The organism is Paenibacillus sp. FSL H3-0457, assembly GCF_037981725.1.
GTDB classification, from domain to species: Bacteria; Bacillota; Bacilli; order Paenibacillales; family Paenibacillaceae; genus Paenibacillus; species Paenibacillus amylolyticus.
The window spans coordinates 4,106,051-4,122,117 of sequence record NZ_CP150283.1; the positions used below are offsets into that span (position 1 = coordinate 4,106,051).

Annotated in this window: 4 protein-coding genes; all 4 read right to left on the reverse strand. The window is 41.5% G+C overall.

What is annotated here, in order from left to right:
* Nucleotides 1–8: 8 nt before the first annotated feature.
* Nucleotides 9–11,900: an amino acid adenylation domain-containing protein gene (locus MHH25_RS18150; protein WP_340017723.1), complete on the reverse strand. Its 11,892-nt coding sequence runs from the start codon at nucleotides 11,898–11,900 to the stop codon at nucleotides 9–11.
* 273 nt (nucleotides 11,901–12,173) lie between these two features.
* Nucleotides 12,174–13,379 (reverse strand): ACP S-malonyltransferase, encoded by a 1,206-nt coding sequence (gene fabD / locus MHH25_RS18155; RefSeq protein ID WP_340017724.1) that lies wholly within the window; start codon nucleotides 13,377–13,379, stop codon nucleotides 12,174–12,176.
* A gap of 363 nt (nucleotides 13,380–13,742) precedes the next feature.
* The gene (locus tag MHH25_RS18160) at nucleotides 13,743–15,008 is read right to left on the reverse strand and encodes a YncE family protein (protein WP_036672794.1); all 1,266 of its coding nucleotides are present in this window, start codon (nucleotides 15,006–15,008) and stop codon (nucleotides 13,743–13,745) included.
* A 176-nt stretch (nucleotides 15,009–15,184) separates the two neighbouring features.
* Entirely contained in the window at nucleotides 15,185–16,042 is an 858-nt protein-coding gene (locus tag MHH25_RS18165; RefSeq protein WP_036613500.1) for a Cof-type HAD-IIB family hydrolase, read from the reverse strand.
* Between the last annotated feature and the right edge of the window lie 25 nt (nucleotides 16,043–16,067).

A 16,067-nucleotide genomic window follows, 5' to 3' on the forward strand; every position in this document is an offset into this window, starting at 1 on the left:
AGGTTAGCTTAGAAGAAATCTACTTCAATTAGATCAGCCAGCGTATCCCCATCTATTAATTCTTCAACCAATTGAATCTTCTTGATTTCAATATAAGGGTCGTTGGCAATGGTTGTTAATATGACCAATAGATTTTGTGACATCGCTTCAATCGTTGTTTTCTCAAATAAAATCGTACTGTATTCAAAGGCCACTTCTAACTTGTGTTGCAATTCGGTAACATACAACGTTAAATCGAATTTGGATACTCTCGTATTTGGAGCATAAGGCTTACAGGTTACTCCATCCATCTGAATCTCTGAAGCATCTGTATTCTGCAATACAAACATGGTGTCAAACAACGGATTCCGCCGAGCATCTTTGGTTACATTTACTTTCTCAATCAATTCTTCAAACGGATAATCCTGATTCTCATAAGCGTTCAACATATTTTCTTTCACTTCCAGCAGATACTCCGTGAATGTTTTATCCGCAGCAGGATTATTTCGAATAGCCAGTGTATTCACAAACATCCCCATGACCGGCTCCAGCTCAGCATGTGTCCTGCCTGCAATCGGTGCGCCTACAATGATATCTTCTTGTCCGCTGTATTTGGACAACAGAATGGTATAGGCGGCTAATAGAATCATATATAACGTTGTTCCTGTCCGTACTTCCATGTTCCTTAAGCCTGGAAGGATGTCTTCCTCCATAACAATGTCCAATACATCTCCAGCATAGCTTAGCGTTTCAGGTCTCTCATAGTCTGTTGGCAGATCCAATAGCGGGATACTCTCACCAAACACAGTAAGCCAATACTTCTCCTGCTTTTTCATCCGCTCACTATGAAGCTGTATTTGCTGCCATTCAGCATAGTCCTTATATTGAATTCGAAGAGGAGATAGCTCCCCTCCCTTATAGAACTGGCTAAGTTCAGTCATGAGAAGATGTACAGATAGTCCGTCTGCAATGATATGGTGGAGATCTACCAGCAATACATGACGCTCCTGCTGAAGTTCAATAAGTCCCACCCTCATAAGAGGTGCTTGCCCGAGATCAAATGTGCGAACAAACTGTTCAATTCGATCTTCTATCTCTTCTTCCGTTGACTCGATCAATTCAATTCCAAAGTTAACTTTAGGGTATACGATCTGTTTCGGTTCCCCGTGTATGACTTTGAATCCAGTCCGAAGCGATTCATGCCGATGAATCAATTGTTGGAATGCTTCTTCCAATCTGATCCGATCAAGCGATCCTTCCAACATAAACATACCTGACATGTTGTACATGAGTTCCTTGCCGGCTTTGATGCTCATAATGTACATTCTCATTTGCGCTGAAGAAATAGGATAATATTCTTTTTCCTCCACTTGAGGAATGGACACTGATACTTCCTGTTCCATTTGTTCAATAGATTGAGCCATCTGTTCAATGGTCTGCCATTCAAAGACGTTTCTTACCGATATGTGGATATTCAGCTTTTGATTGATTTTGGCGGCCAGCTTGGTCGCACGTAAAGAGTTGCCTCCTACATCAAAAAAATGGTCTTTTACACTGATTTTTTTCACGGCAAGCACATCCTGCCAAATAGGCAGCAACTGTTTTTCCACCCCAGTTTGGGGTTCTATATATTCACTTCCCGTTTGTATGTTTTCTTCTGGACTCGGAAGCGATTTGCGATCGATTTTCCCGTTCGCTGTGAGAGGCATGTGATCCAATTGTATAAAGTAGGCTGGAACCATGTAATTCGGCAACACCTTAGAGAGGCTTTGTTTTAACTCTCCCACCGTCAGCGTGGAATTCGCTGTAAAGTATGCACATAACGATTTGTCCCCGTGATCATCCTCATGTGCAATGACGATAACTTCTTTCACACACTCTAGATCTAACAGCGCTGCTTCGACTTCTCCTACTTCGATCCGATATCCGCGAATCTTAATTTGGTGATCCATTCTTCCCAGATACTCGATATGGCCATCGGGAAGCCATCTCACCAAATCTCCCGTTTTGTACATTGTCGCTCCCTGGACAAACGGATCACGTACAAATTTTTCTGCTGTCAGCTCAGGTAAATTCAAGTATCCTCTACCAACCCCATCGCCAGAGATACATAATTCCCCTACGACGCCTACAGGCTGAACTTTGCCATGTTTGTTCAATACATACAGGAGATTATTTCCTAATGTTCGACCAATCGGTAGGTGAGCTCGTTGATTCGCTGTATCCAGGTGTTCTGGAAGTACACGGTATGTCGCAACATCCACACAACATTCTGTTGGACCGTACACATTAATTATGGCTGGCGGCGTTATATGATTGAGAGCAAATAATGATGTGATTTCATTTACACTTTGCTGAGAGAGAGCTTCACCGCCAATGAGCATATATTTTAGCGATATGCCTTGAACGTTTTTTGCCTTCGAAAGCAATTTCAGGTGCGCAGGTGTTCCGTCCGTCAAATCAATTTGGTGGTGCTGATAATAATTCATTAAATCTTGTCCATCCAGTACCGTGTCCTTATCTACAATAAACAAAGCATGTCCTGACAGTAGTGCGCCAAAAATCTGCTTCACAGATGCATCGAAATAGTAAGGCGCAAGTAGAGCGACATGCAAACCGCTATGCTGATCATCTATAACTTGACTGTACAACGCTTTAACCAAGTGATGAACCTGACGATGTTCGATCATTACACCTTTTGGCATGCCTGTTGTGCCTGAAGTATAGATCACATAAGCCAACTGCTCGGAATTCCCTGCGGGTTCCAGATTCGACAGATTAGCTGCATAGGTTTCTTTATCGTTCAAATCCATGATTTGGCCATTGAATGATACCAACTGCTTCAAATGATTTTGCGTGACTAACAACGTTGCCCCCGAATCATGCAGGATGTACCGGATACGCTCTTCAGGAGAATCCGGATCAATCGGTACATACGCCCCGCCTGCTTTTAGAATGCCAAAGATGCCAACGATCATATCAATCGAACGATCTGTCAGAATGCCTACAAATTGATCCTGCTGCACTCCCTCAGCTCTAAGCGTATATGCCAATTGATTCGCCCGTTCATTCAATTGACGATACGTCCATCGCTCATTTCCAAAACTAACAGCCAATTGATCAGGTGTCCGTTCCACCTGTGCTTCGAATAACTCCTGAATGGTCTGTTCCCGGGAATATTCTATGTTGGTATCATTAAAGTCATATAAAAGAACGTTCTGCTCATGTTCAGACAGCATTTGAATATCGGACAAGGCAATATCAGGTTCGATCACAATGTCTCTGAGGATGTTGAACAGATGTGTTTTCATTCTGTCGATGGTATCCCGTTCAAACAGCTCCGTCTTGTAATTAAAGTGCATTTCCAGACACTCGTTATCATCCTCAACGATGAACATCAGATCATACAACGATACACCGACATTTAATTCTCTAACTTTAAAGCTGCAATCCTGTTCTTGCCGTTGATTCAACGCGGTATTTAAAAAGATATACATTGTATTAAAAAGTGCTGTCCCAGTGGTATCCCGATGTGTGTTTAATTTCTCTACAAGATTGTCAAAAAGATAGTCCTGGTTATCCAATGCATCCAGGGATTGTTTTTTAATTTCCTCGAGATAGGATCGAAACGACTTATTCCCCACCGGCTGTGATCGAATCGCTACCGTCTGGATAAAGACACCTATCATATTCTCGACATCCGGATGGTTTCTTCCTGATGTTGGCGTGCCTACAATCATATCTTCTTGATCCGTATATTGATGAAGCAGCACATTATACGCTGCCAATAACACCATAAACATCGTAGTTCCCGTTTGTTTCGCAAGCTTCTCCAGCGACTGCTTCAAGTGTGCGTCCAACACAAATGACAATCTAGAACCTGCCGAAGTCAACTGAGGTGTCCGAACAAAATCAGTAGGCAGATTAAGGTTCGGGAGTTCTCCTTTGAATTGATCTAGCCAATATTTTTCTTGCTGCTTATAAGACTCACCCGCCAGAAATTCTTTCTGCCAAGCTGCAAAGTCTTTGTATTCAACCTCAATGTCCGACATGCTTCTTCCGTCATACGCATCAATCAATTCATTCGCAAGAATACCAACGGAATATCCGTCCGATATAATATGATGCATCTCAATGAGGATCTCTGCATGATCATCGTCTATACGAATGAATTCGGCACGTATTAACGGCGCTTTGGAGCAATCAAATGGTTTGGCAAACGTCTTAACATGTTGTTCGAATGAAGCAGAGCTTTCCTGAGATCGTTTCACTTCAAAATCAATCGTTGGCGCGATACGCTGGTAAAGCTCTCCATCCATCAGATGAAAACTGGTGCGAAAAGCTTCGTGACGTTGCACGATTTGTTCCAATGACGAAATTAGTTTAGCTTCATCGATTTTTCCTGTGACCGTGATATGACCGCACATGTTCTGAAACACACTATTCGGCTCAAATTGATCCAGAAAGTAGATTCGCTGTTGTGCAGCTGACGTCTCATAGAACTCCTTCACGTCCAATGCCTTGATTGGAATGAATGTTTCCTCGTTCTCGCCTGTAATCAGACTGGCAAGCTGCTTCAGACGTTGGTTTTGGAAGAATTGAACGATTGAAATTTTGTGTTGAAACTGCTCATGTACCTTGGATAGCATTACAGTCGCCTTGAGCGAGTTACCTCCGAGATCAAAAAAGTGATCATGTCTCCCCACTTGATCAAGGGATAATACGTCCTCCCAGATCAAAGCCAGCTTTTTCTCCACGTCATTGACTGGAGGTTCGAATATGGCTGCATGATTAACGTGAGGAAGACGCTCCGTATCAAACCGATTATACATTCCCTGTAATTGGTCCTGTTGCTCGGATGAGAACAACGTCAAAGACGAAATTTCAGCCTCTGGATGACTCACCATATGTTGCAGCAAACCTTTAAATCCTTCAGACCACAGCTTCATCATCTCAGGTCCTATGAGATCGGTATTGTAATCAAAATCCAGGTACAATTCATGGCTAACATCCGTAATATTAAGAAATAAATCGTAAGAAATATGTTTGATCGGATACGACATGAATTCAGTCTTGATATTTTCAAATTGGAGATGATGAATCGTTCTGTCCATATTAAATAAAATCCGGGTATCCGGTGCAGTCATATGAGCAAGCTGTTCGGATACGAGGGTCAATGGAACATGCTGATGTTTCATGACAAGAGCCAGCGTTTCCTTGAGCTGAAGAACATGGTCTACAACGGATTGCTTCGTTAACAAGGCATGATGAACAGGTACAATGTTGACACAGTTGCCAATCAGCGCATTTTTTCGCATATGAGACTGACCCGCTGTAGGCACGCCGATGACAAGGTGAGACTGCCCTGTTAGTTGATGCAAATATAAATGAAACGCTGCAAACATTGTTACAAACAAACTGCTCTTATTATTGATGCTTAACGTTCGCAATGACTCTGTTAATTGATGATCTAGCTTGATGGAATATCTTTCACCGTCATATCCCTTGGGCACATCATCGGACGGTGCCGTTGGAAGTGTAATGTTGGGATAGGATAAGGAAAATTGTTCTTTCCAGAACTGGACTCCTTCGGTAAATGACCCTTTTTCATGTTCAAGTCGTTGCCATCTTAAATACGCTCGGAATGGAGTGGCTTCAGGTAATTGAACCGGAACTCCTCGGACCAGAGCAGAATAGGTATGTTCCAACTCTTGAATGAATACAGCAATAGACCAGCCATCTACAACAATATGATGAAATGTCAGCACCATAAGGTATTGATCAGTTGCCTTTTTAAGCAAGGTGATTCTAAATAGAGGTTCCCCAGACTGTAAATTGAAGGCTTCATTTGCATCGGCAGATAACCAATTGGAAATTTCCCGTTCTTGATCCTCACCCGCATATGCCGAGAAATCCAACCATGTACATTGAAATTCCATTACGGATCTGATTTGTTGTGTTTCACGATCGGCATGAATGACTGTTCTCAGGGCTTCATGACGCTGTGCGATCTGATTCACGGCCTGATCCAGTGTGGAAGGCTTGATTCCACCTGTCATTTTTAAAATAACACTCTGATTTAATGCAGCATTCGCATCTTCCCCATGTAATGAAGTTAACAATAATTGTTTTTGCTCTAAAGAGAGCGGATATTCCGAAACAGGCGATTCACCAGGGATAAACCCCCACTCGCGTAGTTCATGGATCGTCTCTTTTACGATTCTGATTATCGTATCCATGTCACCCATGGAATGCACAGTTGATATAAAACAGTTACGGCCTTCCCAAATATATAAACCTTTATAAATTAAATGGTAGAAGAATAATTCCATATCTCCAAATGATATAAATCGAAATAAAGATCCATAGTTCACCATTTGCATCGGTACATTCGCTGTTTTGAAAAACGCATTTAATTCTTTTACAAGATAATCTGTTTTTTCATTTAATTCCTTATATAAGGTTTCTGCTTCAGATTGAAGATACTGTAATACCGTTAACATCACTCTCATCGTAAGAGGGTGTGTACAGAAGGTTCCACCGACAAACGTTTTTTTATCTGCATCGGAAGGGTAAGAATCATCACCAAAGTTCCAGGTTCCACCATCTACCGGATTCATAAATTCAGCTTTACCCGCGACTATACCAATAGGCAGCCCACCACCGACCACTTTTCCATACGTAACCAGATCTGCTTGAACCCCAAACCAATCCTGTGCTCCACCCAGACCAATTCTGAATCCAGTGATGACTTCATCGAAAATAAGTGCAGTCCCAGTTTGATTTGTTATTTCTCTAAGTTCCCGTAAGAATTGTGTTGGCTGCATATCAGGTCTTCGACTTTGCACCGGCTCTACAAGCACAGCAGCCAATTCATCACCCAGGTTCTGAATCATATCCAGTGATTGCGGATGGTTATAATTAAGAATAATCAAATCATCTATAGCGCTATTTACAATACCAGGAGCCATAGGCAGCGCAGACGATAAAGCATCCCCAGGATTCGCTACACCCAACACGCCGTCATGTGTACCGTGGTAAGATCCTGAAAATAATACAACTTTGGAACGCCCCGTTGCTGCCCGCGCTAAACGAAGTGCAACCATGACTGCTTCTGTTCCTGAATTATAAAATGCGACACGCTCTACACCTGTCAACTCGGAAATTTTTGCTGCGACATCTCCTGCCAAGTCTGACATAGGGCCCAATGGAGGCAATTGTTCCTGGAGGCTGTCTGCTATTACATTTTGAATAAATGCTGGATTATGACCAAATAGATTTACTCCAAATCCCATCGTCAGATCCAAATACTCATTCCCATCCATATCCCATAGCTTAGATCCCTCTGCACGCGTTGAAATGATGGGATACACCATTTCCTTCCAATACGAGCGAAATCCGGATACATTTCGATTATTCGCATGAACCAAACGTGTTTGGCCTGTTTTTAATTTGGAGCCTTTGGTTCTTGCGGTATACTTGGCTATAAATTGTTCAACATACTGGTTCTGAAGCGGTGATAATCCGCTCTCTTCATGAATCTTCAACGATTGATACGGTATAAAAGGTTTTTTTTCTTCCTTCGATTCCGAATCCGGTTGGATCTTTTTGGTTGGTTTGGTTTCATGATGTTTCATTTCCAAAAGAGGCGATTGAACAGCATTCATTTGCTCGCCTAACAGCACATTCAAACTTTTTAATTGAGATTCCATGAGCTGAATGGCAGACATTACAATTTGCTCCGACACATTCCCTGAGGATTTTGCCGTGTTTATATTGTTCACAGATGCCATATTTCGTTGTTCAGTATGCTCCTGAACTGTTTGATTGTTTATATTTTCAGATACATCATGATGCTTTATATTCTCTGACACATATTTAACTAAGGAATTAATATTTGTAAGGGTTTCAAAAAACATTTCCATCGGGATATTCAAACGGAACAGCTCTGAGATTTCCTTCTGAATTTGCACAAGAATAATGGAATCCAATCCCATTTGGAGAAAATGAGCTTGATGATCCAGCTCTTCCAACTTCAAACCAGATGCACGACAGATGCTTGTTTTAATCTTTAATTCAATATCGTTTGTATTCATCTCCATTTGAACCTCATTCCTCTCTGACCTATGTCCCGCTGGTATCGTATGTTTGACTTCAATCCAACAGCGCTTCTGCTCAAATGGATATAGAGGCAATGGAATTTTCCGAATGACTTCATGATTATAAAACCTTTCCCAATCAATCACTGCCCCCAGTATATATAACTGACCGAGTTCATTTAAAGATTCTGCCTTTCCCCGAGCATAGAGATGATCGCTAACAAGCGTTTTGTCTTTTTTGGCATAACCAAAATAAACATATGGCAGTTTACCCTCTCCGCTTGCAATTCGTTTCAATTTTTCATGTAATTCTTGTGTACTCGTGACTATGATGGCAAGCCGATAATCCAGATTGGCCCTTCCCGTACTGGCTGTATAACAGATTTGTTGAATGAAAACATCCGTGTGATCGGTTAGATATTCATGATACGTTCTGACCAATTCATCCAGCGCCCGTTCCGTGGCAGCAGACAGAACAAATAAATGAGGATCTTGGGACATTCTTTTATCTACGGTTGGGGAAGGAACATATTCTTCGAGAACCACATGTGCATTGGTACCACTGAAACCAAAAGAACTAACCCCGCATCGTAATGGACCCTCTTTTTCACCAAAAGCCATTAATTCCTGATTCACATAAAAAGGTGAAGCTTCAAACTTAAGCAGGGGATTAGGCTTGTCAAAGTGAACCAATGGTGGAATCTTTCTATGTTGAAACATAAGAATAGATTTAATTAATCCAGCGATCCCCGCCGCTTCAAAACCATGTCCAATGTTAGCTTTGGCAGATCCGATCGCACAAAATTGTTTCCGATCCGTATACTTCTCAAAAGCTTTACGCAAAGCATTGAACTCAACCGGATCACCTAATTTTGTCCCTGTTCCATGTGCTTCAATAAAGTTAAGCGTATCAGGAGAAATGCCGGCTTCTTTCCATGCCTGTTCGATCACATTGGTCTGAGACTCCGGGTTAGGTGCTGTGATTCCTACCGTCTTGCCATCCTGATTAATCGCACTTCCCTTAATCACACCATGGATATGATCCCCGTCCTTAATCGCTTGCTGCATTGGCTTCAACATGACCGACCCAACACCTTCGCCAAATCCCGTGCCGTTGGCATCTTCGCTAAACGTTCTCGTCAATGCATCTGGAGATTCCATATCCAGTCCGATACTTATCGGTAATAATGCCGTTCGAATGCCTCCTGCGATTGCCATTTCACAGTCTCCTGCGAGCAATCCTTTACATGCCATGTGAACAGCAACAAGTGAGGAGGAACAAGCGGTATCAATCGTTAAGGCCGGGCCTTTTAAATTCAAGAAATATGCAATTCTGCTCGCCAGTACAGATGGTAAATTTCCAATGATATAATTTTTGAGTTCTGCGGGGTAACTCGCCGTCACGAGCCGTTCGTAATCATACCCAACTTTGGAATACCCCACGTACACGCCCACATTTCTTCCATTGATTCCTTCCCCTGCATACCCAGCGTCTTCAATCGTATGCCATGCCGTTTGCAAGAACATCCTTTGATTCGGGTCCATAAATTGTGCAGTTTTTGGGGTTATGCCAAAGAAAGAATAGTCGAATTGATCAATCTGATCCAAGTAACCACCCTTGATCCATTGAACTTCGCTCATTTCACTTCGCATGGATTGTATATAATCCGCTGCGTCTTTTATCCGACTTTCCGGGTAGTCCCGAATGTTATGCGTTCCATTTTCCAAAACACGCCAAAAATCGCTTGCATTTGATGCACCAGGGAGATTCAAAGACATACCGATAATAGCAATATCTTTGGATGGCGTATGATCCTCTTGAGTTTTGTTGACTTGCATGGTCTCGCTGTAGCCTCTAGCCAGATATGCTGCCAATTCAGTTATCGAGGGATAGGTAAAGAGGTCCGTAACAGCAAGCTCTTCTCCGTATTTTTGTTCTATACGTTCAGCGATTTGGGCCAGCTGTAATGAAGTTGCACCCATATCAAAATAGCTATCCTCAAGTTCAACCTTTTTCCCAACCAGCACTTCAGAAAATAGTGAAGTTAATTCACGTTCTATGACTCGAACCGAAACAGCAGCCTTTCCCTTTGCCTTGTCATTGTCATTCTTGATCCAGTCATGGATGAATGCAGATTCTGTTGAGAATTTGCCTGCTTCATACTGCTTGGCTAACTGATACCGCTGGATTTTCCCACTTGTTGTTTTGGGTAATTTCTTGATGGGCAGTACCTCTTTGACACTCCATCCCCCATGTTTATATAGATGTCTTTTGATTTCTTTAACAAGCGGCAGGAAGTGTTCGATCTTTTTTTTGTACACGACAAACACAATTATTTCTTCACTTTGACTATTCGAATCATACACACCACAAGCAGCAACTCTTCCGAGTTCAATATCATCTAATTGTATGGCGACACGTTCAATGTCATGGGGATATACATTTTTACCATTGATAAAGATAATGTCTTTTTCCCGCCCTGTTACAACCAGTTTTCCGTTCATGATAAAACCCAGATCTCCTGTATTCACCCATCCGTCGTGCGTTAATAACTTCTCCGTTGCTAGTGAATTATTATAATAACCTTGGGTGACGTTATCCCCCTTGATTTGAATTTTTCCAATAACCAAATCGGGAACACTGTTCATTTCCTCATCGCAAATTCTAACATGGCAATAATCAATTGCTTCGCCAACGGCAACAAATGATGCTACATGTTCAGCATGTTTCTCGACTTCGATGACACGCTCCCCCAAGTTCAGATGATCCCGGTGAACGTACACCGCAGTAAATTCTTCTTCTACCTTGGGAAAGGAGACGGCAACAGAGGCCTCTGCTAATCCATATACGGTAAACATGGCTGTTTTCTTTAAGTGATATGCTGACAATACATTTAGGAATTCATCACACACTTCGGGTAATATAGGTTCCGCCCCATTATAAATGACTCTGACAGATGACAGATCCCATCCCTCCGCTTTGTCTTCGCGAAAGAAATTCAGGAAGTATTTATAACCAAAGTTAGGAGAAGACAGTATGGTTGCTTTGTGTTCATTTACTTTTTTCATCCATAGAATCGGTTTGCGAATAAATAATTCCGTTGGGAGCAAGTACTGATGAATTCCTGCCACGAGGGGTACGAGATGAAATCCAATCAAACCCATATCATGGGTAAGGGGCATCCAGGAGAGAAAACTATCGTTTGAACTAATTTGTGTGCCATTAATAGCAGCACAAGTATTATAAATCAGGTTTCGATGGGTGAGCATAACGCCTTTGGGATCACCGGTTGATCCAGAAGAAAATTGAATAAATGCCAAGTCATCAGACTGAGGTTCAACTATATTATTAATAGATTCATAATGATATATGGTATCTTGGATCAGATCCGTTCTGACTTCTAATTGATGATGGAAATCAAGCATGTCATGTTCCAAAACAAATCTCTTCATTTTATCCAGCACCTTCTCAGATGCAATCATGAAAGGGTTATTTAGCAAATTCCAAATACGGCATACTTTCAAGTTTTGTTCTTCATCTTCACCAATACTTACAGGGATAGGGATCATTCCACCGAGTATACAAGCCCAGAATGCGACTAAAAACCGTTTGTTTTCTTGAATCTGAAAAATAATCTCTTGTTTAGGTTTAATTCCGATGGCTTGTAGATAACCTAAATACCCTTGTGCCTCAGTAAATAATTGATGATAAGATATAAAAGTTTCTCGTTTGTCCGCATCGATAAAACGAATACCGCGATCCGTTATTTTACCTCTGTCGCGGATAACATCCACTAGTGTTTGAAACTGATTAGTATACATATCTCTCCTCCAAATGAATCATCTCTAACATGCTTATCTAATTATTTACACATATTTTCAAGCAAAATTTTACCATAGAAATATATGTAAAATCAATCAGTTTATTGTTACTATATGGTAAAAAATAGAGATTGATTTGTGAGTTATTGACATATTTATTAACAAATATCTGAAACTTCAACAAGTTCAGATGCATTAAAAGACAAAAAGACTACCTTACAAAAAGGCAGTCTGTCGCTGTAATATAGATCTTGCAAAAGAACAGATCGGGTACTAGATTGCATCGATGAACGCGGTTCCATCCAATGGAATTTTTTTTGCTATAATAATGGAATGACATACCTGTAGAGCATCATTTATCTCTTCTTCACTAAGTTCACATTCATTGTTGTTTACTTGTTCCTTTGCCCGTTGTAATTGGTGAAATAATGGCTCAACCGTTTGGGTGTATGATATCGAATCTGGGTTATAATTCCGTGAAATGAGTGCCGTTACTATTAGTTCTGATAACAACTTTTTAAGAATCGTTAACCGTTTATTTTTCCTTTCTTGTGTATTTGTAAGCATTAGTAAATCGGAAGGTTGACTTAGCGAGTAAGGTACAATACGCTTCGTTATTTTACTCATAAGACTAACTAACACATGTTTAGAGCCCAACTCTACAACTTCAGTGACTCCCTGTTTAATCAAATAGTTCATCGACTCTAACCATCTTACAGGCATCGTCATCTGCATGGTTAAATAATCCACGACAGATCGATCAGACTCATAGGGTGCTGCTGTAACGTTGGAAATAACCGGGTATTTTGCATGAGCATATTGATATTGATCCAATTCAACTTTGAATTGTTCTGCTGCGGTTTGCATCATGGGAGAATGATAGGGACCACTTACATTGATATACGAATGTTTCGTTCTCAGGGCTTCTGTCCTTTTAATAATTTCTTGTATAGAGTGCCGATGTCCCGAAATGACAAACTGCTGGTCAGCGTTCACACAAGCCACACAAGCAGGACGCTCGATCGTGGAAACTTGTTCGCATATGTTTTGAAGTGTATCTAAATGAATACCTGAAATGGCGGCCATGGTACCTTTCTGATCCGGGTCTGCATTGTGCATAATGATACCTCGTTGTCTTACCAGTTTAATGGCATCATGAAATGATAGAACACCTGCGCAGACCAGAGCCGAATATTCTCCTAAACTATGCCCAGCCAAATAAGCGGGTTCCATCCCTATTTCTTGCATATACACCTGATATGCTATGACACTAACAGTCAAAAGTGCAGGCTGAGCATTCATCGTCATTGTCAAATCAGCCATGCTACCTTCAAAACATAACTTTCTCAAATCGAAAGAAATGGCGTCACTGGCTTCTTCAAATAACTTCTTAGCCACATCAAAGTTATTCCAAAAGTCTCTACCCATCCCAACCATCTGAGAACCTTGCCCAGGAAACAACAGAGCTACATTACTCATCCAGCATCCTCCATGTATCTACTTTATATTTCATGCACTTCGACAAACATAAACCAATAAATTCCTTGTTTGCAAATTTATAATAAACTTTCATTAGGAGTTATGCAATAACAAAGTCAAAAGGAGGGGCATCTATTTCTATTAACGGAAAAAAAATCGTCATTCTTTTTTGGCTCCTTAATGCAAATAGACACCCCCATTGAGGAGATGCCTGTTCCATTCTGATCTGATCATTCAAGACTCACGATTCTCCTTACCTGGAATCCTAACTTGGCATACAGAATTTTCTTTGTTCATGGTGATCAGCTGCTCCATTAAGTCTGATGCCGTTATAACTTCTTTCATCCAAATCCCCTCACCTTTCTACGGATTTACACCTACTGCGAACGGACGTGCCCCCACCGGAATAGTAGCAATCACCGTATTTGTTTCGCCATCGATCACAGAAATGGTATTGTCATCTTGATTGCTTATATAAACTCGATTAGTTAACGGATTGGCGCCCGCTCCGTTTGGATTATTCCCGACCGGAACAGTAGTAATCACGGTATTTGTTAATCCACTAATTACTGAAACATTATCCGTGTCTCGATTGGGTACGTAAATGGCGTTTGTGGAGGTATTAACCGCTACTTCAGCTGGCGTAACGCCGACCGGAATGGTATCAATGACGGTATTCGTCAATCCATCAATAACGGAAACCGTATTACTGGTTAAATTCGATACATAAATACGGTTGGTGGCTAGATTGACACCTACACGGAATGGATTGACCTGAACGGGGATTGTAGCAATCACCGTATTCGTTTCTCCATCGACCACAGACACCGTATCAGAATTAAAATTAGCTGCATAGATGCGATTGGTTAAGGAATTGACACCTACTCCAGTTAAAAAATTGAGCCCCGGAATAGTGATCGCATCAATCACCGTGTTAGTTAATCCATCAATGACGGTTATATCTTCAGTTGTGTCCAATGAATTAAAATTTGCCGTATAAATAGCATTGGTCGCTATATCGACCCCTACGTCACTTGGCTCGCTCCCAACCGGAACAGAAGCAATCACTGCGTTGGTTATACTATTAATGACGGAAATGGTATTACTGCTTCTGTTCGCAACATAAATACGACTCGTTAATGGATTGACATCAATCCCTGCAGGATTCGTCCCCACAGGAATGGTAGCAATCACCGTATTCGTAGCGCCATTAATGACGGAAACATCGTTACTATTAAAATTGGCTACATATATGCGGTTGACTGACGTATTATCCCCCTCTATTTCAAGTTCGGAAGAAACTAATCGATGTGCAGCAACAAGCTGGCCGGTTTCATTTTTGCCCCACACGGAAATCTCTGTCTGCTCTATAGCTACACCTTCAACTGTAAAGACAAATTCAAATGCATCAAGATTGGCAAAATAAGTTCTTGTCACTACCTGATCCGGATCAATTGAAATCTGCTCGCTGACATATAAAGTCCTCGTAGAGGTCAGATTATACCCTTGTATCAAAACAACGGATCCATCCAGAGAATTCCTGTTATCAATTTTAACGGTAACTTGTTGTGTTGGCCGTACATCACTGACGGCATTATTCTCGATAGGTCCGGTTGATAGAATGGCCATTTCGATTCTCTCCTTCACTTAGATGTTATGGTTTGATTAGAACCCTTTTGTAAAAATATAAATTGATCTGTTTTAAACCAAAAAAAGACCCTGCAATAATATATGCAGGGTCTAAAATAAGGTTTGGGACAAAGGGTGTACGTATTAACTGTTTTCCAGATTGCCTCATTTCTTTATCAAGTGATCAATCCATACTTCACAAAACTATGATACAATCCATCTTCCTCAACTGTTCCAGTAATATCATCTGCAATGGCTTTCAGTCCAGGCTTCGCATTACCCATGGCAATTCCGATGTTACAAAATTCCAACATCTCGGCATCATTCATGCCATCACCGATGGCAAATGTATCTTCTTGGGACATGCCCAGATGCTTCAGCAGATCGGCGATCGCAATGGCTTTGTGAATGCCAGGGATCATCAGTTCACCACTTCCTTCACCAAAGATCGGCACAGTGCACTGAATGACTTCGAATTTCCCTTCAAACTCTTGCTTGATCCGCTCAAACGGGATGGCTGAGCTCTCCAAGAAACATACTTTGTTGACATCATCCTTGTACAGGTCGGCCTCTCCATACGTTAATCCGGCAATAAACGGGTGCGGTTTCAGCTCCTTCTTCTCTCTGGCTACAGGGTCATTCTCCACATCGCCATAGATACGGCGTTCCAGGTGAGGTTGAAGATTGCTACTCGCATACAATGCCGAATTGGATTCAAGGTAGAAGTCAATGCCATTTTCATTAAAGAAATCGACCATATGTCGAACATCTTCCGCTGTTACCCTTTTGTGATATAACACGTCCTTGCCAAACTCCACATAACCCCCACCTGCACCAATCAGACCATCGAATCCGACATCCCAGATGGAATCATAAATTTCTGCTTTGGATCGGCCAGTACATAAATAGAGCAGATGTCCGTTCTCTCTGGCCTGTTTACAAGCCTTCTGTGCTGACAACGGAATGTTTCCATCATCGTCGACCAATGTGCCATCAATATCAATAAAAACAATTTTTCGCTTCGTTTCGTTCATCTGCCTAGCCCCCATCATGTATGTT

Excerpts from the sequence above, each read along its gene's own strand:
- fabD (WP_340017724.1), bottom strand. The coding sequence starts at position 13,379 with ATGAGTAATGTAGCTCTGTTGTTTCCTGGGCAAGGTTCTCAGATGGTT.
- MHH25_RS18165 (WP_036613500.1), bottom strand. The coding sequence starts at position 16,042 with ATGAACGAAACGAAGCGAAAAATTGTTTTTATTGATATTGATGGCACA.
- MHH25_RS18150 (WP_340017723.1), bottom strand. The coding sequence starts at position 11,900 with ATGTATACTAATCAGTTTCAAACACTAGTGGATGTTATCCGCGACAGA.
- MHH25_RS18160 (WP_036672794.1), bottom strand. The coding sequence starts at position 15,008 with ATGGCCATTCTATCAACCGGACCTATCGAGAATAATGCCGTCAGTGAT.